Source organism: Nostoc sp. C057, assembly GCF_013393925.1.
In the GTDB taxonomy this organism is placed as follows: domain Bacteria; phylum Cyanobacteriota; class Cyanobacteriia; order Cyanobacteriales; family Nostocaceae; genus Nostoc; species Nostoc muscorum_A.
The window spans coordinates 6215272-6233856 of record NZ_CP040281.1 but is presented as its reverse complement, the minus strand read 5'-3'; the positions used below and the strand labels follow the sequence as shown (position 1 = coordinate 6233856).

General features: G+C 41.4%; 10 protein-coding genes and 1 pseudogene. 6 read left to right on the top strand and 5 right to left on the bottom strand.

Features of this window, described 5'->3' with window-relative positions:
• The first annotated feature begins 44 nt into the window (after window positions 1-44).
• A complete protein-coding gene (locus FD724_RS41115; protein WP_256874365.1) occupies window positions 45-1133 on the top strand; it encodes a type II CAAX prenyl endopeptidase Rce1 family protein in 1089 nt (362 codons plus the stop codon).
• A gap of 282 nt (window positions 1134-1415) precedes the next feature.
• Here the strand turns inward: FD724_RS41115 and FD724_RS26665 are convergent, their stop codons facing one another.
• Window positions 1416-1571, bottom strand: a complete 156-nt coding sequence (locus tag FD724_RS26665; RefSeq protein ID WP_167755997.1) for a hypothetical protein — start codon at window positions 1569-1571, stop codon at window positions 1416-1418.
• Window positions 1572-1682: 111 nt separating this feature from the next.
• Here FD724_RS26665 and FD724_RS26660 point away from each other — a divergent pair, with 111 nt between their 5' ends.
• Window positions 1683-2486 (top strand): S-adenosyl-l-methionine hydroxide adenosyltransferase family protein, encoded by an 804-nt coding sequence (locus tag FD724_RS26660; RefSeq protein WP_179074689.1) that lies wholly within the window; start codon window positions 1683-1685, stop codon window positions 2484-2486.
• A gap of 338 nt (window positions 2487-2824) precedes the next feature.
• Here the strand turns inward: FD724_RS26660 and FD724_RS26655 are convergent, their stop codons facing one another.
• Window positions 2825-4813, bottom strand: a complete 1989-nt coding sequence (locus FD724_RS26655) for an ATP-binding protein (RefSeq protein ID WP_179074688.1) — start codon at window positions 4811-4813, stop codon at window positions 2825-2827.
• Window positions 4810-6084, bottom strand: coding sequence for a DUF4255 domain-containing protein (locus FD724_RS26650; protein ID WP_179074687.1), 1275 nt, complete (start codon window positions 6082-6084; stop codon window positions 4810-4812). The genes FD724_RS26655 and FD724_RS26650 overlap by 4 nt, the downstream gene beginning before the upstream one ends.
• Before the next feature lie 396 nt (window positions 6085-6480).
• Here FD724_RS26650 and FD724_RS26645 point away from each other — a divergent pair, with 396 nt between their 5' ends.
• A complete protein-coding gene (locus FD724_RS26645; protein ID WP_179074686.1) occupies window positions 6481-8511 on the top strand; it encodes a protein kinase in 2031 nt (676 codons plus the stop codon).
• A gap of 12 nt (window positions 8512-8523) precedes the next feature.
• Here FD724_RS26645 and FD724_RS26640 read toward each other — a convergent pair whose 3' ends face one another.
• On the bottom strand, window positions 8524-10125 hold the full coding sequence (locus FD724_RS26640) for a peptide ligase PGM1-related protein (protein WP_179074685.1): 1602 nt from the start codon (window positions 10123-10125) through the stop codon (window positions 8524-8526).
• Window positions 10126-11050: 925 nt separating this feature from the next.
• Between FD724_RS26640 and FD724_RS26635 the strand changes: the two genes are divergently transcribed.
• Together FD724_RS26635 and FD724_RS26630 are read left to right on the top strand one after the other, a co-directional pair.
• Window positions 11051-11923 (top strand): SDR family oxidoreductase, encoded by an 873-nt coding sequence (locus FD724_RS26635; RefSeq protein WP_179074684.1) that lies wholly within the window; start codon window positions 11051-11053, stop codon window positions 11921-11923.
• A gap of 373 nt (window positions 11924-12296) precedes the next feature.
• On the top strand, window positions 12297-12554 hold the full coding sequence (locus tag FD724_RS26630) for a hypothetical protein (protein ID WP_012409850.1): 258 nt from the start codon (window positions 12297-12299) through the stop codon (window positions 12552-12554).
• 27 nt (window positions 12555-12581) lie between these two features.
• On the opposite strand, the pseudogene FD724_RS41110 reads toward FD724_RS26630, so the two are convergent.
• A pseudogene (locus tag FD724_RS41110) lies at window positions 12582-13168 on the bottom strand (magnesium transporter); the annotation flags it as partial.
• Between the two features lie 1342 nt (window positions 13169-14510).
• On the opposite strand from FD724_RS41110, the gene FD724_RS26625 reads away from it, so the two are divergent.
• The gene (locus tag FD724_RS26625) at window positions 14511-18428 is read left to right on the top strand and encodes a PA14 domain-containing protein (protein WP_179074683.1); all 3918 of its coding nucleotides are present in this window, start codon (window positions 14511-14513) and stop codon (window positions 18426-18428) included.
• The last annotated feature ends 157 nt before the right edge of the window (window positions 18429-18585 follow it).

Sequence of the window (18585 nt, the reverse complement as noted above, 5' to 3'; positions counted from 1 at the left end):
AACTTTCGCCTTTAGAAGAATTCCAGCAACAATTACAGGTAACAATGGCACGTTATCGCGTTGGCGATGGTACTGGTGGCGCAATGGTATCACCTGGTACGTCATGCGTCCAAGACTCAAGCCAAGCACTTTATGCTGCGATAATGGCAATTAAAAACCAAGTTGCTACAACTCCTCAAATTCAAACTTGGGTACGTACTAATCAGAATCATCCGCAAACATTACGCTTTCAGCAGCTAATTGAATTAGGTAAATCTTTAGAAAAACAATTAGCACCCTTAGGGATAGTTCGTGCTGATTGGCAGAGTCAAGCAGGTATACTCGCAGGGACGGGAATAGGAAAAACGACGAAACCATTTCAAGATGGTAGTATTTGGGCTGGTTTGACAACATGGCGAACAATCATGCCAAGACAAGTACAAGATGATCTCGCCGCGATATTTCTCAAACATGGTGCAACTTTGCAAGTAGTGCGAACCAATCAAGTGGGTGGTTGGCAATCCAATATTACACCCCTTGCACCAACAGTCTTTTTAGGACAAATTAAGATTCCCTTTACTAATATTTCACCGCTTTCAATTGTTGTAAATCGCGTTTTAGCGTCGTTAGTAATTCCTACACAGCAAGATTGGTTAGTTCTAATTTTACTGCTGATAACTTATAGTATTATCGCCCTACCTTATGGCTGGAAATTAGGATTTTTACAGGTCCAATTTTGGTCTGCAAGTTGGATTGACCAATGCTTATTAACGTTGCGTTGTTTATTTGCACCTGCGATTATCGAAGAACTCATTTTTCGCGTTATCTTGCTTCCTCATCCTAGTGAAATCAACAATTGGTTAAGATGGAGCTTATGGGCAATAGTTAGTTTAGTATTGTTTGTTTTGTATCATCCATTGAATGCTAAAACATTTTTTAAAGCTGGAAATCCCACATTCTTTAATCGTGGTTTTCTTGCTTTAGCTTTATGGTTGGGAATTATATGTACTGTTGCATATACCTTAACAGGATCTTTCTGGGTGATAGTTTTAATCCACTGGGTTGTAGTAGTAGTTTGGTTAATTGTTTTTGGAGGAATAACAAAATTAGATAAGAATCAAAAAAATCATAAAGCTCATACCAATTCTGTATAAAGATGCGCCAAATTATATATATAAGGAACGAACCGCAAAGGGCGCAAAGAACACAAAGGAAGAAATAAAATTTGGCGCAGCCTCACAAAAAAATGGTATCAGACGTAATACACCGTAGCTTCAAAGGGGGACTTTAATTCTAGTTCCCTCTTTTTATCGAGGTATTTAGAAGGGAATCTAAAACTTTCGATACTTACAGGAGGGCTTTTCAAACATCCATAAAAACAAAAAAAACCCGCCGTAGCGGGTTACACAACAAACTAAGAACAATGAAAACCTGATTTAGCTGGAATATCTCATTTCAGCTTCAAGTTGACGAATCAGTTGTTCGTCGCCCTTTGCTCTGGCTACTTGCAAGCGATGCTCTAGGCTTTTTTGAATATTCTCTCTGTGAGCTTCTTGTGCTTTCCTGCCACTTTGTAGTCTATTTTGATTCATAGTGATTACCTTCTTTAATTTTTCACTTTATGTCTTCTATTCGTAACATAGCACATATTTTGTAGCTGTTGCTACAGAATTTTATAACTTAATGTAGATTTTAACAAAAATATGTCTGAAAAGCAGATAGATCAACAACGACTCATGACTTTTCTAAGCGATTTTGGCGATCGCGATATTTATGTAGGCGTAATGAAGGGAGTCATAGCCCAAGCCAATCCCAGGCTGAGGGTGATAGACTTAACGCACCAAATTCCACCGCAAGACATCGCCGCAGCTAGATTTTGCCTGATGAATGCTTATCCATATTTTCCCGTTGGGACAGTGCATCTGGCAGTAGTAGATCCGGGTGTGGGAAGTAAGCGACGAGCGATCGCAGTAGAATTTGCTCAAGGGTTTCTAGTCGGCCCAGATAATGGTATCTTTAGCGGGGTACTTAGTCAAACTCTGGCGATAGCAGCCGTCGAACTTACAAATCTTAACTATTGGCGAACTCCTCAACCAAGCAACACTTTTCACGGTAGAGATATTTTTGCACCAGTGGCAGCTAGTCTTGCTAGTGGTGTCTCTCTCAAAGAGCTAGGACAAGAAATTGATCCAGCAAGTTTGGTCAAACTGGATATAACCGAGTGCAAGCAGACAAGCAATGGTGCAGTGGGTTGCATTCAATATATTGACCACTTTGGCAACCTAGTGAGCAACATTCCAGCGAGTTACGTACAAGGCAAAACTTGGTATGTGCAAGCTGCTGGGCTGAGTATACCAGGCTGTGAAATTTACAGTGATGTCAACGTGGGAGAGATACTAGCTTTAGTTGGCAGTCACGGCTGGGTAGAAATTGCCATTAATAGCGGTAATGCTCACTCCCGCTTGCATTTAGATTGGCAAGCACCGCTTCAAGTTGTTCTAACGTAGAACCAATCACACTAACTAAAACCTTCACTTAGGTGAGTTACAAAACCCACGAATCACGCATCATATCAAATATGGCGTTGCATATTTGCAAAATGATTTGGCAACTTCTAAAATTACCTCCTACCCCCTGCCCCCTGCCTGACAGGTGTAGGTATTTAACAAATGTGGCTGAAATAGGGTTTTTCCGTTGGTTGAGAACTCAAATTTTAATTTCTGATTTCCTACCCAAGAACGAAATTTCGTTATTTGAACCACGTTTAGAACTCTGTTTGAGAGTGCCCACTCATGCACAAATAAAAAACCTACACCTGTCAGCTGCCCTCTGCCCCCTGCTCTCTTCACATCCACCCTCCAACTTCCGCATCAGTTAAAGGTTTCTCTAACTTGCTATATTCCGTTTGAGCAGCCCGCAATACGTGTTTCATCTGCACTGCTTCTCCGGCATCGGCGGCAAGGAAAGCTGCATTTAAGGCTATGTTACGGATGTTACCCCCAGCAACATTTAGCCGTGCTAGTTGCAGAGCATCTAAGTCTGCGGTTGGGGTGTCGGCGGGAAAGACGTGCCGCCAAATCTCGGCTCGTTGTGTTGTATCGGGGAAGGGGAATTGCACCACGAAGCGAATCCGGCGCAGAAAGGCTGTATCAATTGCACTTTTTAAGTTCGTAGTCAGAACTGCTAAACCTGGGTAGCTTTCCATGCGTTGCAAAAGGTAGCTAACTTCAATATTGGCATAGCGATCGCGGGCATCTTTAACTTCACTACGTTTGCCAAATAAAGCATCAGCTTCATCAAATAACAAAATCACCCCGCCTTGTTCAGCAGCATCAAATACCCGGCGCAAATTCTTTTCTGTTTCGCCAATATATTTGCTAACTACCGATGATAGATCAATCCGATAAAGGTCGAGGCACAATTTCTGGGCGAGTACTTCTGCCCCCAAGGTTTTACCAGTGCCGCTAGCACCTGCGAATAAAGCACTAATTCCCAATCCTCTAGCACTCTTGCCACCAAAACCCCAATTGTTATATACAGTACTGCGTTGACGCACATGAGCCGCAATTTCTCGGAGAACTTGTTTCTGTGCCTCTGGCAATACCAAATCTTCCCAATCACCAGATGGCTCAATCCGTTGGGCGAGTTCATCCAAACGCGGACGTGCTTGCACACGGCAGGCATCCCATAAAATGCTCGTGATATCGTTGTCTGGTTTTTGTGCTAACTGTCCTGCGGCTTCTGCACAAGCAGCCCGGATGGTTGCGGCACTTAGGTTAAACTGATCCACTAGGGTTTTAACTTGCCCGTTCATTTGTGATGCCATTGAACCTAGGGCATCTTGCCAAACTGTACCTTGTTCTTTGCTAGTTGGTTGATGTACGTCAAAATTAACTACCAGGCGTTGTCCTAGTCCAATCCGTTCTCGACTCGTAACTATTAAAAAGCCCTTGGTGCGTTCGATGAAACGAGCGATCGCATTCAGCCGCGCCATATCATTATTATCTAGTTCGTTGCAGTCTATGAGTAACGCACACTTACTTAAAATCGTCTCACGAGTCCATAGGCGGATGAGATTATCTAACTCACTAGGTACTAAGGGAATCAGTTGTGCAGGCATTACCCACAAACTTAAACCCTGGAGTTGACAAATGGCCGCGGCAATGGCGCGTTTGCTAGTTGTTTCGCTACTACATAGCTGCACGATTGGTAAGCTATTAATTTTGTCAGCTTGCGACCAAACTGCTGCAACTCGCTCTGCTAAATCTTGGTGCGAGGGGACTAGATCGCTAACCTCTGGTAATGGTTCAATGATGCCAGCTAATCGTTCGTCAAGATATTGAATGCCCGTGAGATAATGTAAAATTCGTTCGTCAATTCTGACGGGACTGAGAGTCAAGGCATGACCATCACCAATTTGAATTAACCGCCAATGACGTAAGGGAGCATTTGGAGCGATCGCATCCCAGTGGACGTTAGGTAAAGCGGACAAACCTAAACTTAAAGTTGGGTAAGCTCGTTGTAAATCTCCGTGTGTTATGGCACACAATTTAGCAAAATCTCCATTCAACTCCATACCTGCACACAACAACAACAAATCACGTTCAAAGGATGAGAGGCTAAATATTTTGCATACTCTCTCCAATGCCGATGGCGCAGGCATTGCAGCCGCCGCTTCCTGTAAAGCTTGCTGTAAATTCTCTTGATTTTTCTCTACAGATTGATTTTGCTCTTTTGCTGTGTGATTTTCTAAAATCCCACGTACCACGGCAAGGGCTGCTGATAGAAAGCGGTAGTTTGCCTCATCCCAATTGGGATTTGTTGTAGCATTCATAAGATTGTCACTTGTGGTGAATCATAAGCTCCAGACTGATTCTTCTTGTGCAGTAGGCTTTCTGCCCCATCTACTTGCACCCGAACAATATAAGTTCCTGGCTTTACATTTTTGACAGGAATAGTAATTGCATCGGTGTCTTCAGTGCGTGGTGCGACCAAGAAAGAGTAAGCTACCGGACTATTAACTGATACTTCATTGAGTAGCAAAACTACTCGCTGTGCCTTACCAACTTTGGGCTGGAATTTAACGGTAATTTCTGCTGTGCGTAAATTGTCACCGCTATTTTCCACTTGAGCGACAAATGCTGTAATTGTTGGATGGATGACAAAAGCTGCAACGTTTGATTCAAATAGATAATCTGTTTGTCCTGCATTGCCCATTGTTAGATGTACAACTTGGATAGTCTGCACACTTGCGTATAAATCTGATGGGATTAACAGGCTAATTTGTGTTTCTTTAACATCATGAGGTACTAATAAAGTCTCCCTATGACTCAAACGGATTCGGGTAATCTCACCGCGTAAACGTTTACCACGAATTACTAATGTTGTGCCCGTAACAATCGTTTGCTCCGTCTTTGCCGAAGCCATAACTTGCTCTATAGTCGGTTGAGACAAGGGCATTATGTAGACTTCAGAATTTTCAGGTTTGCTACTCTCAATCAATACCATTGATGCCAGATAGGTAGCTGAAGGTCGATAGTGTGTTTGTAACGCAGACCATAATTTAGAAGTTTCTTCCATGTTAAAAAACTCTGGAGTCAGTTTAATCTGACCAATTTGTTCAGCTAAATCAGGTACAGATACACTTGCTACAGCTTGCGAAAAAGCACTTGAGGTATTGGTTGTAGAGGCATTTATCAGAGTATTCTCAATAATATCCGATGTGATGGCTGGTGTTTTGTGTAATAAATGCATTGCATAGCCCAATAAAAGCTCCGCCTGAAAATCCTTGGCTCCATACGCTGTTAGTAAGTAATGGAGGTCAAGAGCTAGTGGCGGGCTTTGAGAGGATGTGTTTCCATTTATACGTGAATGCCTGCTGCGAAATTCCTGAGATACCCAATCGACATTGCGGTTCTGTGTTACTTGATAAAGAAACAGGTTGATTTGAGCCCGCTCGTCAGCTTCAACTGAAATTCGATCGGGCGGTAGGGCAGTTACAATCACATCACCAACACTCGCAGCGATCGGATCGCTGACTAAGCCATTTTCCAGCAAGACTTTTAGTACTGCTGTCACGGCGGCTATAGAGAGTACATTACTCATCCTCGTTCCTCATGGCAATAGCACATCTTAATCATGTACGCCAGAGTACATTGACAGAATATATTTTGCAAAACTTTAAATATTCTGTAACAGAGACTATCAGCATGGCATACGAAGTATCAGCACTAATGAAGCTAAAGACCTCGTATAATTCGCGTCAACTTCACATTAGAAACCAATTTAAAGTACCCTAGGGCTTAATTTTAAACATTTTATCAAATTGCTAATATTATTTTAAGTTAGTAATATGTTAAGCTGAGTATAATCAGATAAACGCTAAGTAATATATATTACTAATATTCATCTAAGTTACCAAGTAAGCAAAATATTTGTAATACTAGTAGTATATCTGAGCTAAAGTCAAAACCTTAAAGTTACTAGAATGGGTTCCCCCAGATGAAATCCCCACCTCCTTCAAATTCTTGGATTGGTCGCTTGGTAGGTGATAACGAGCGATATCGTTTAGACAAACGGTTAGGCGGGGGTGGCATGGGAGATGTCTTCCTGGCAACGGACACCCGTGTGGGTCAACAGGTAGCATTGAAGTTGCTCAAAGATACGCTGGTGGCATCACAAGAAATGAGAAAGCGTTTTGAGCGTGAGGTAGCAGTTTGTGCTGCTTTGCAAAGTGACCACATAGTTAAAATTAGTGATTGTGGATTCACCCCAGAAGGCTTTCCATTTTACGTAATGGAATATTTACGCGGGCAAACGCTCAGACAATTACTGCTGCGCGAGAAGCGGCTATCTGTTGAGCGGGCGGTAAAAATTATGGCGCAAGTTTGCAAAGGTTTACAGCTTGCCCATCAAGGGGTTACTCTCCAACGGGAAGGCGGAAAAAGCACTGAACATATTCAGGTAATTCATCGTGACCTGAAACCAGATAATATATTTTTAGTACCTACAGATTTGGGTGAGTGGGTAAAGGTTTTGGATTTTGGTGTTGCCAAAATTCGGAGTGAATCTTCAGAAAATCACAATATTACAAATATTACCAGTACTTTTATTGGTACGTTTCGTTATGCACCTCCTGAGCAAATCCAAAGCGATAAAAACCTGGATGCAAGAGGTGATATTTACAGTTTAGGAATTATCCTTTATGAAATGCTGAGTGCCGCCGATCCATTTGGAATCAGCATTAAGGGTAGTCATGTCAGCGAGGCTTCTTGGGTATTAGCTCATGCCTATGAACCACCAAAGCCACTGCGATCGCAACCAGGTTGTGAGCATTATTCCGTAGAATTGGAAGCAGTGGTGATGAAATGCCTCCACAAGAACCCAGCTAACCGATTTGCAACGGTAGAAGAACTCAATCTTGCTTTGCAAGCTGCTGCCAAATCTGTCACAAACACTATTAATTTACCCAAAAAAGCTACCGGGCAGTCACAACCTTCCTATAATCAAGGTTCAAACAACGAAACTGTTCCCAGACAATCGAACGACGACACCGTTCTCCGCCCTCCATCTGCATATAATCAAGGTTCAAATCACGAAACTGTTCCCAGACAATCGAACGACGACACCGTTCTCCGCCCTCCATCTGCATATAATCAGGGTTCAAATCACGAAACTGTTCCCAGACAATCGAACGACGACACCGTTCTCCGCCCTCCATCTGCATATAATCAAGGTTCGAATCACGAAACTATTCCCAGACAATTTAACCAGATTGAGCAAAACCAATCTGAGGAAACAGTTCCTCCCCTTCAGCCTGGATACAACCAAGGTTCAAATAACGAAACAGTTCCGAGGCAGTTTAATCCCGTTGAGCAAAGTCCACAGAGTCCTGTAAATAATCCCAACCCCAGAAAACCGGACGTGACCTTGTATCAACCACGACCTGGGGCGAATCAAGGTGGACAACAAGTGCCACCAGATAAAACATTGTTTCAACCGCGACCTGGGGCGAATCAAGGTGGACAACAAGTGCCGCCAGATAAGACATTATTTCAACCGCGACCTGGGGCTAATCAAGGCGGACAACAAGTGCCGCCAGATAAGACATTATTTCAACCGCGACCTGGGGCTAATCAAGGCAGACAACAAGTACCACCAGATAAAACATTGTTTCAACCGCGACCTGGGGCGAATCAAGGCGGACAACAAGTGCCACCAGATAAGACATTATTTCAACCGCGACCTGGAGCGAATCAAGATAGACCACAAGTACCGCCAGATGTGACATTGTATCAACCACGGTCTGCATCCAGTCAAGGCAGACGACAAGTACCGCTAGATGACACTATTTACCAACCAAAGCTAAGTGAGCAACTAGCTACGAAAATTACTCCCAATTTTTTGCGAATCTTGGGAGTAGTCTTGGCAATTGGGCTGACTTTAGCCTTGGTGGCCTATATTTATACTCAATCTCGTAAAGAACCTAGCAACCAGGAAAGTTTACCTAATAGTGATCGCATTCAGAACTAATTAGCTAATAGCTTACCTATGTTCATCCCAAGCTACAGGAAAAGAATAATCTGAAAACGCCGAGAAATCATGATTTTCACTGCGGGTTTCTTCATCCAAAAACTTGACAACTTTGTTATAAATATCTTGTGCTTGTTGCGGAGAATCACCGATGCTGGTTAATCCCAACTTGCCAAACTGCGAAAGACAACCCATGAGATGAAACACTGTGCCAGTCTCTGTACCAGTGTCAAAGTGTAGTCTATGTTCAGCGATGATATCCATCAAATCATTAGGTAACAATCCCTGATAGCGCTCTTTTTGCAAATTATCAGTAGCAATGTAGTATTTTGGACGACCTTGCTGACTATAAAATAAACCAGTAGAAAGGTCATAGCGACCGTTTGTTAATAATTTCAGGGTCATGAATGGATGAGTTGTGCCACCTTTACGCAGATTAATTTCGATCGCCTGAATATCCCACTCACCATTACCCTTGTCAACGGTGATAAAATCTACGCCAAATCGCTCTAAAGTACCTTTCTCTGCTAGCTTTCTACCAACTTGTAGTCCTAATTGTTGTAATTGCAATCGATAGCTTTCATCAGCCGGGAAGCGACAACCAAGATAAATCTGACCGTCTGGGCCTCCGAGAATTTGGTCGTGAGTTGAAAGGATTTCCACTTTACCAGTGGGTGTGATCCGTCCTTGGACACTGGGCGATCGCTTTATTTCCCCTTCCACAAATGCTTCGGCAATTGCCCCTAATTCTGGGATTCTTCCCGAAAAATTATCCCAAGTCTCAAGTTTTGCTTGAAAGCGCATTGTTGAGAAGCGATCGCTAATTGCTGCTACTCTTTGAGCATGAGTACCAATACCTGGTGCTAAATTCTCAATTGGCCTCAGATCGAGCAAGGCATTTCCCTCTCCCGAAATGCCTTCGTTGAGTTTTACCACTACCCGTTTTAATGTTGGTTGTCTTTCCCACAAATCACTGGTAGCTTCTGCCAAATCTGTGTGGTTCCAAATTTTTTCGCTGCCATCTGGATGCGGTACTCCACTTTCCTTGAAGATTTGCCGACTGCCACTTTTTGTCCCCCAGATCTGTAAATCTGGTGCAGCAGCATACAGTGGTACACCCAATTTTAAAGACAATTCGCCTTCCCAGTGCGAAGAGTTGTAGCAAATCATAAATGATTTATCTAGTCTCAAAGATTGATGAATCCGCTCTAGTAGACGGGGGCGTTCTAAAATCTTTTGACTAAGAGGTTTAAGGGAAGAATCGTAAGTAGAAAGTAGCAGCAAGCGATTGCGAGCATGAGAAAAGGGAATTCCTGGCAAAAGTTGCAGATAATAATCAATAATACTAGGATGCAGTGGTACAGATGTTACATAAACCAGCCGAGTCCGAGGATTCTGCAACCGAATTAAAGAAAATAGTAATCTTTCTTCATAATGTTCGCAGCCTTCGATCTTTTGGAGTTCGCGCTGGTCAAGACTTAGGGAGGGAATAATTAAAATATCTGCTTCACTATTGTCAAACGACTCGATCGTTTTCCAGCGATCGCGCAGGGTTAATTGTAATTGGCGAAACTTTTCAACCTGCTCTAACTCGGAAATATTTAGTATTGCCATAACCCCTGCCCTCTAATAATCCCAATGTAGCGCACCATGCAGGCTTTTGGCCTATTAGTTTGGTAACTAGTAAGCAAGTACTTTATCCTGCAAAAATGTGGCTATGCAGATATCAGCTTAAATTAATACCAATGAAGCTTAAACGCATAACATTACTATTCTGTCAAGCTACTTTTGAAGGTTTGTAGTAATGAGTTTAGTGCTTTTAAAACAGGGACTAAACTCCTTAATCTAAAATTGTCAATATGACTCATATTTTATTACGTGAAAAAACTCCGTACAATTTAGAAAGCCTTCTTTCCTATTGCCTCTTGCCTGCCCATCAAGTAACTATGGCTACCCCATACTGCGCGAAAAAAATCAAAGCGGATTCCTATATCCATAAATTTAAACTTGACAGACTGGTAGGTAGTTGTGCAACTACAAAGTGAAAAAGTAGAAATCTATATTTTCATTTATCGAAAATGCCACGGTTCTTGAGTGAGTTAGAAGAAATCATGATTAACTAATTGAATAATTTTTATTATTTAATTTATTTTCCGTCTTAAGGTTGAGCAAATTTTAGCTTAGTTTACCTCTATGGAGCGATAAATTACAGCAACTTAATAGTTAAATTAATAGCAGATGAAAGAAATAACTATTTCATCGAATCATAGTTTTATACTTGTTCTTGCCGTCAGGTGAATAGTGTCTGTCATGTTTGAGTATAAATAACATCATCTGCCTACAGTTTCTAGAAATAAGTGCCTTTGATACGAATTCGGGATATGTATATCCGAAAAATTGCAAATGGCAAGTAGGAGCCAAAGCAGAAAATAAACCTTGGGTTAAATTTTTGATCCAGGGTTTACTTTTGAAAATGGCTAATGAGAAAGATGGGGGTAATAAATGCCCAATTCAATATTCAATTACCAAGAAAAAACCTATGGCTAAATCAAAAGAGAAAAAAGAGAAAACATTGCAGCCGCCACAGCAGCAAGAAGTACCAGGTGTTGAATCAGAAATGACACCAAAACCGAAAGCAGATGATGCCCAGTATCGAGGTAGTGGCAAGTTACAAGATAAAGTAGCATTGATTACGGGTGCAGACAGTGGTATTGGTCGTGCTGTAGCGATCGCATTTGCTAAAGAAGGTGCAGATGTGGCTATCCTTTATCTGAATGAACACGACGATGCCAAAGAAACAAAAAATTTGGTAGAAAAACAAGGTCGTCGTGCAGTAACTATCGCAGGCGATATTGGCGATGAAACTTTTTGTCAGCAAGCTATCCAACAAACAGTCGGTGAGTTTGGCAAACTCGATATTCTCATCAACAATGCTGCCGAACAACATCCTAAAGAAAGCATTGAAGAAATCACTAAAGAACAATTAGAGCGAACTTTTCGCACTAATATCTTCTCAATGTTTTTTATGACTAAAGCTGCACTCAAGCATTTGCAAACAGGCAGTGCTATCATCAATACCACATCGGTAACAGCTTATAAAGGTAGCCCACAACTGCTAGATTATTCTTCTACAAAAGGTGCGATCGTTGCTTTTACTCGCTCCTTATCACAAAATTTGGTGTCAAAAGGAATTCGCGTTAATGCTGTCGCGCCAGGGCCAATTTGGACACCTTTAATTCCCTCAACTTTCCCCGAAGAGAAAGTTGAGAATTTTGGGAAGCAAGTACCAATGCAACGAGCCGGACAACCAGAAGAAGTTGCCCCCAGCTATGTATATCTAGCATCTGATGATGCTTCTTATGTCTCTGGACAAGTTCTGCACGTAAATGGTGGCGAAGTTGTCAATGGGTAATTGAAGAAGAATTCAGAAGTCAGAATCAAGACGCTCGTTCCTCTCTACGAGACGCTGCGCGAACGCTACCGCTACGCTATCCGCTTTTTCGTACAGAATTAATTCTGTTAGCGGATAGCTAAGTTTTAGCCCATTCTGACTCCTGAATTATGTTTAATAAAAAAGTTAGGAGTTAGAAGTCATAGAATTTGGAATTTTATATTTTTTGTTTAATTCAAAATTCAAAAACTAAAGTTATCAGAGTTCAAAATTATAACTTATTAACTTCTAACTACTAACTCTACCCTCATTGTCTTCCATTAGAGGGATGAGTAAAAATTGAAATATTGATAGTCTATTCAGCAGCATACATTTAGAGATAACAACTACGTCTATGGCATCTCCTACACCACTATATGGCACAGAACTAGTAGATTGTGCTAGAGCAAATGCCAAGCAAGGAATTGAAACTGCTGCTTATCAATGTGGCTATGGTCAAGACCTCAACAAATTTGCCCGAGAACTCAGACAAGCTTGTGAAGAAATGAATTTACAAGTAAAAGAACTCAGTGGATTAATTACTGAACAAGACATGATACTGCAATTGGGTACTGGCGAAATTGTTGCTCCAGTGACGGAATCAGAATTGTAAAAATAGTCATTTGTCGTTTGTAATTTGTTATTGATTAATGACCAATGACTCCTTTCGTAACTTTAAAGTTAACTGCGCCAAATTGAAATAAATCAAAATGCCTACGACATCAACTTCTGTAGTAAGAACTGGTGCTGACATCAATGCCGGATCTCAGCGGAGGTAGCAAAATAGAAACGGCAGTACTGAACCGGAGATAAAAGCTAATACAGAAATCGCTACCAGACACATGCCGCGATCGCTACTTCTAATCGCTTTTGCAGAAAGTAAGCCTAGATAGTAGCGATCGTTTCGCGGCCAACTATCTGCAATATGCCAAGCGATCGCATTTCATCAGTGTTCATCCCTCAAATCACCACTGTAGAAGACTGGACACGCACATTACCGCTAGCTACAAGTCAGCAAAGGGACAAACGCCGTCAGTGTTACCACTTTTGTTAAGATTTTTTCTTGTGACTTAATAATTTTTACTGTAATGGTGTATTGGTTATAAGTAAAAACCAACAACCATACAACCTGCTTCTGAGCAATTTCTAATAAATTCATCTGAAAATAGTTGTCGCTCCCGACTGCACACTACCACCCAAGGTATAGATATCTTCGGTGGTTTCTTGTTATCTTCAAATCAGCTTGAACATTCCCACTTACACCCTAGTTTAAGAGCAATAGAGTTCAGATAAGACCAAAACACTTGTAGAGACGGCGATTTATCGTGCATCTCAAAAACCCAAAATTTTTGCCAGTAGCCCTTAACTGAACCAGGGCGAACGCACGGGATTTCTGAAACCCTTGCTGGGCAAGGATCTTGATGAAAAAATAGGCTAAATTAAAAAACGCCAAAACCCTTGCTATTAAAGGATTCTTATACTTTAGATGCGTTTGCCCTGTTAACTGAACTTTATTGAGTTTAAGAGGATGTTTGGAAAGTCGTTAAGTATACTATAAACCCCGCTTCCATTCCTCTTTGCGAAAGATCGAGAGGCTTTGAATTCCCCCTTACCGCGTCGAGAAGGCAGGGTAGTTTCATACAAGTGGAATAAAAACAACAACTGGGTTGCAAAGCCTCTCTCCTGTTTATTACCACAAAGATATGAATTAATAGTCAAGATGAAGCATAGATAAATATTACTTTTTTAAATCTTTAAATATTAAAAATTTTCTTTATATAATTTTCATTTCATTAAGAAATATGAGGCTAGAAAACATGACATCATTCCCTATATTGGTAATTTTTATTTAAAAACCATTAAAACTTTTATATTCCTTTAAAAAGGTATATAGCAATATGAATATTTAAATAAAGTTCTATAAAAAAGATAGACATAACACCCTGATATAGTGTCAAATATGTAGTTGATAAATCTAATGACAGTACTTAAGCATTCTCATGTAAAATATAATCTTCAACTACTTAAGCATTTATCTGACATCTTGGATTTTGCTTTGTTTCAACTTTATGTAACTGCTTATCAGTTAGATTAAAGGCTCTCTTGAGAGGTTACTTATAATTTTTAATTGAATTCACCAAAGTGAATTTAATCAAAAAATCATAAGCTTGTAACAAAAAATAACCATTTATAAGGACTATTGCACCCTTCCGATAATTAATATCTGGTATTTCTTGTAGTACCAATTCTTCTCTATAATCTACCTTCAAAGAATATATAGAAAGGTAAATCAGTCCATATTCGTTCATTTTGAGGTTGACACAAATAGGCAGCCCATTAGAAAGGGATATGAGCGAAGGAGCATATATAAAAAAATAGTTTCTATCAGCAATTAAGAGAAAATATTACATGCAACAAATATATTAATAAGAAAATTTACTGTTATCTTATTAATATGTTTACACCTAGTATAGCTACGCCTTTTTTGTTGGAAATATCCATTATAAAACTAGTTCCACAACATTAATTATGGAATTAGTTCTAGCATTATTGTGAGGCATATATTTCAATGAATGAATTACAGAATCAAAATTCTAACCCAACGGTAATTGATAATAAATCTCTACAAACCCTTGATAAGACGCTGCTGCCAAGTATTTCTCCTCAAGCTAGTGCCAGTCTGCTTTCTCAAGGAGATGGACTCAAAGCAGAGTACTACGACAACATCGACTTCACCAACCTAAAGAAAACCCGCATAGATTCGACGGTGAACTTTGACTGGGGTCTTGGTTCTCCAGATTCGTCCATTGCTCCAGATACCTTTTCAGCACGTTGGACAGGTCAGGTAGAAGCCAAGTACAGCGAGACTTACAACTTCTATACCACTAGCGATGATGGTGTGCGACTCTGGGTGAATGGTAAGCAAATCATCAATCAGTTTGTCAATCAATCTGCCACTGAATTTAGCGGCTCGATCGCACTAGTTGCAGGTCAGAAGTATGATATTAAGCTTGAATACTTCGAAAATACCGTCAATGCCGTTTCCAAACTGGCTTGGTCGAGTGCTTCTCAGACCAAAGAAATCATTCCCCAGTCACAACTTTATAGTCAGAGCAACGTACCTGTTATTGGTAATGGCAACGGACTCAAAGCAGAGTACTACGACAACATCGACTTTACCAACCTGAAGCAAACCCGTACAGATGCGACGGTGAACTTTGACTGGGGTCTTAGTTCTCCAGATCCGACCATTGCTCCAGATACCTTCTCAGCACGTTGGACAGGTCAAGTGCAAGCCAAGTACAGCGAGACTTACAACTTCTATACCACTAGCGATGATGGTGTGCGACTCTGGGTGAATGGTCAGCAAATCATCAATCAGTTTGTCAATCAATCTACCACTGAATTTAGCGGCTCGATCGCACTAGTTGCAGGTCAGAAGTACGATATTAAGCTTGAATACTTCGAAAATACCGTTACTGCCGTTTCCAAACTGGCTTGGTCGAGTGCTACTCAGAACAAAGAAATCATTCCTCAGTCCCAACTTTATAGCCAGAGCAACGTACCTCCTAGTGGTAATGGCAACGGACTCACAGCAGAGTACTACGACAACATCGACTTAACCAACCTCAAGAAGACCCGCATAGATGCGACGGTGAACTTTGACTGGGGTCTTGGTTCTCCAGATCCGACCATTGCTCCAGATACCTTCTCAGCACGTTGGACAGGTCAGGTACAAGCCAAGTACAGCGAGACTTACAACTTCTACACCAGTAGTGATGATGGTGTGCGACTCTGGGTCAATGGTCAACAAATCATTAATAAGTTTGTCGATCAATCACCTACAGAAAACACTGGCTCAATAGCTCTGGTTGCAGGTCAAAAGTACGATATTAAGCTTGAATACTACGAAAATACAGTCACTGCCGTTTCCAAGCTGGCTTGGTCAAGTGCTTCTCAAAGCAAAGAAATCATTCCTCAGTCACAACTTTATAGTCAAAGCGCTAATGGCAACGGCAACGGACTCAAAGCAGAGTACTACGACAACATCGACTTTACCAACCTGAAGCAAACCCGTACAGATACGACAGTGAACTTTGACTGGGGTCTTGGTTCTCCAGAACCGTTCATTGCTCCAGATACCTTCTCAGCACGTTGGACAGGCCAGGTACAAGCCAAGTACAGCGAGACTTACAACTTCTATACCACTAGCGATGATGGTGTGCGACTCTGGGTGAATGGTCAGCAAATCATCAATCAGTTTGTCAATCAATCTGCCACTGAATTTAGCGGCTCGATCGCACTAGTTGCAGGTCAGAAGTATGATATTAAACTTGAATACTTCGAAAATACCGTCAATGCCGTTTCCAAGTTGGCTTGGTCGAGTGCTTCTCAGACCAAAGAAATTATTCCTCAATCACAACTGTATTCACCAGTTCTTCAGACCACAATCACATTAGGATCATCTTCCACAACTCTGAACGAAGGCGCTGGTAATGCTACCATAACTTTGCTCAGGACTGGTGATTTAAGCAGCACATCTTCAATCAAGTATGCAACCATAGCTGGTACTGCCACAGCAGGAGTTGACTACGGAAGTGATGGTACCGAAAGCGCTGGAACAATTATTTTTGCGCCGGGTGAAAGCAGCAGACAAGTATCAATTCCGATCAATGACGATTCATTAATAGAAGTAGATGAAACCTTTAGTTTTGTTATCGATCAGCCAGGGGGAGCAACACTAGGGCTCCAAAGAACTCTTGGAATTACGATTCAAGATAACGATCGCTCTGGCATCGATTTTAGTGCGCCAGTAATTAATGAGGGTGCTGGTACAGCTACGGTGACAGCTACACGGGGTAACACTGTCGGAGCTGCTAGTGTGAACTACACAACTGTGGATGGAACTGCTAAAGCTGGATCTGACTACCAAAGTAAATCTGGAACCTTGAATTTTATCGCAGGACAAAGCCAGCAAAACATTATTATCCCCATTATTAATGACAACGTTGAGGAATCAAATGAAACATTTACTCTCAACTTTAGTAATGCAGTTGGAGTCCAACTAACTAATCAACAGACAACTATCACGATTCTTGATGATGACTCTACTAAGTTTGCTTTAGATACGGTAGCTTCTGGTTTGAATCAACCCACAGCTTTTGACTGGACAGCTGACCAAAAGCAGATGTTCATTGCCCAGAAAAATGGGGTAGTGCGAGTCTTAGACAACGGCAAATTATTAGCAACACCATTTATCGATATTTCTGCACAGGTAAATGACACGCGCGATCGCGGTCTTTTAGGCATTGCTGTACATCCAGATTTTGGCAAAAGTCCAACCGGCAACAACTATGTTTACCTATTGTATACTTACGATCCACCAGAAACTAATCCAAACAACCCTAAGAACAATCCCAATAGCACATTGGACAATCCCGATCAGAATGGGAATCGGACTGCACAGCTAATTCGGGTAACAGCTGACCCCAAAACAAATTACACTACTGCCATTGCCGGCAGCCAATTTGTGCTACTGGGTACTAATGCCACTTGGGATAATATTAGCCGTCCAGATGGAAATAGCACAAATGTCTCACTAGGCTACGCACCATCAGGAATTATTAACAAAGATACTGGTAAGCAGTTTACTAGCTTGCAGGATTATCTTAATAATCTCGATAAAGTCCAAAATGTCCAGAATTTTATAGCCAACGATAGTGAATCTCACTCAGTTGGTGCTGTGCGCTTTGGTACCGATGGTTCTTTGTTTGTAAGCTTAGGAGACGGGACTTCCTACAACGGAATAGATCCGCGAGCAATTCGCGTTCAGGATATCGATAATCTGTCCGGCAAGATCCTGCATATTGATGCCATTACTGGTCAAGGTTTATCAAGTAATCCTTTCTACAACGGCGATCCTAATAGCAATCGCTCCAAGGTTTATAACTTAGGTCTGCGTAACCCCTTCCGTTTCACAATTGATAAGAATAATAACCCTGTGATTGGTGATGTTGGCTTTGATACTTACGAAGAGGTCAATGTCGGAAAACCAGGAGCTAACTTTGGCTGGCCGTTCTATGAAGGAGGTCTTGATGCAAAAGGCAACATCGTCAGCTTGCAACAACCAAAATATGCGACCCTAAATGCAGCAAAAGACTTTTATAGTAGTGGCAAAACTGTTACAGCACCAGTTTATACTTACAAGCATTTTAGTTCCAATTCAATTGTTTTGGGTGACTTTTACACAGGCAATACTTTCCCCTCAATCTATCAAGGTGCGTTATTCGTTGGTGATTTCAGTCAAGGAACTATCGATGCTTTGACATTTGATAGCCAAGGCAAACTTGTCTCTGTTAAGCGGTTTGCTTCCCCAGCAGACACGCCAAATCTAGGAGTGACTACACAAATCACTACTGGAAAAGATGGTAATCTGTACTACGCAAACTTGACCGGGGGTGAGATTGATCGCTTCCGATCTGCTTAGAGATGACTTGAAGGAGGCAGGAGGCAGGAGGCAGGAGGCAGAAAGAAGGGAGTAAACTTTTTATGTCTGATTTTTTGAGTCCTGTACTTTATACCTCATCTACTTGAAAAATCCTGTATCAATTATCAGTGAACAGTTAGTTATTCGGCTGTTCACT

Excerpts from the sequence above, each read along its gene's own strand:
- FD724_RS41115 (WP_256874365.1), top strand. The coding sequence starts at position 45 with ATGGCACGTTATCGCGTTGGCGATGGTACTGGTGGCGCAATGGTATCA.
- FD724_RS26665 (WP_167755997.1), bottom strand. The coding sequence starts at position 1,571 with ATGAATCAAAATAGACTACAAAGTGGCAGGAAAGCACAAGAAGCTCAC.
- FD724_RS26660 (WP_179074689.1), top strand. The coding sequence starts at position 1,683 with ATGTCTGAAAAGCAGATAGATCAACAACGACTCATGACTTTTCTAAGC.
- FD724_RS26655 (WP_179074688.1), bottom strand. The coding sequence starts at position 4,813 with ATGAATGCTACAACAAATCCCAATTGGGATGAGGCAAACTACCGCTTT.
- FD724_RS26650 (WP_179074687.1), bottom strand. The coding sequence starts at position 6,084 with ATGAGTAATGTACTCTCTATAGCCGCCGTGACAGCAGTACTAAAAGTC.
- FD724_RS26645 (WP_179074686.1), top strand. The coding sequence starts at position 6,481 with ATGAAATCCCCACCTCCTTCAAATTCTTGGATTGGTCGCTTGGTAGGT.
- FD724_RS26640 (WP_179074685.1), bottom strand. The coding sequence starts at position 10,125 with ATGGCAATACTAAATATTTCCGAGTTAGAGCAGGTTGAAAAGTTTCGC.
- FD724_RS26635 (WP_179074684.1), top strand. The coding sequence starts at position 11,051 with ATGGCTAAATCAAAAGAGAAAAAAGAGAAAACATTGCAGCCGCCACAG.
- FD724_RS26630 (WP_012409850.1), top strand. The coding sequence starts at position 12,297 with ATGGCATCTCCTACACCACTATATGGCACAGAACTAGTAGATTGTGCT.
- FD724_RS26625 (WP_179074683.1), top strand. The coding sequence starts at position 14,511 with ATGAATGAATTACAGAATCAAAATTCTAACCCAACGGTAATTGATAAT.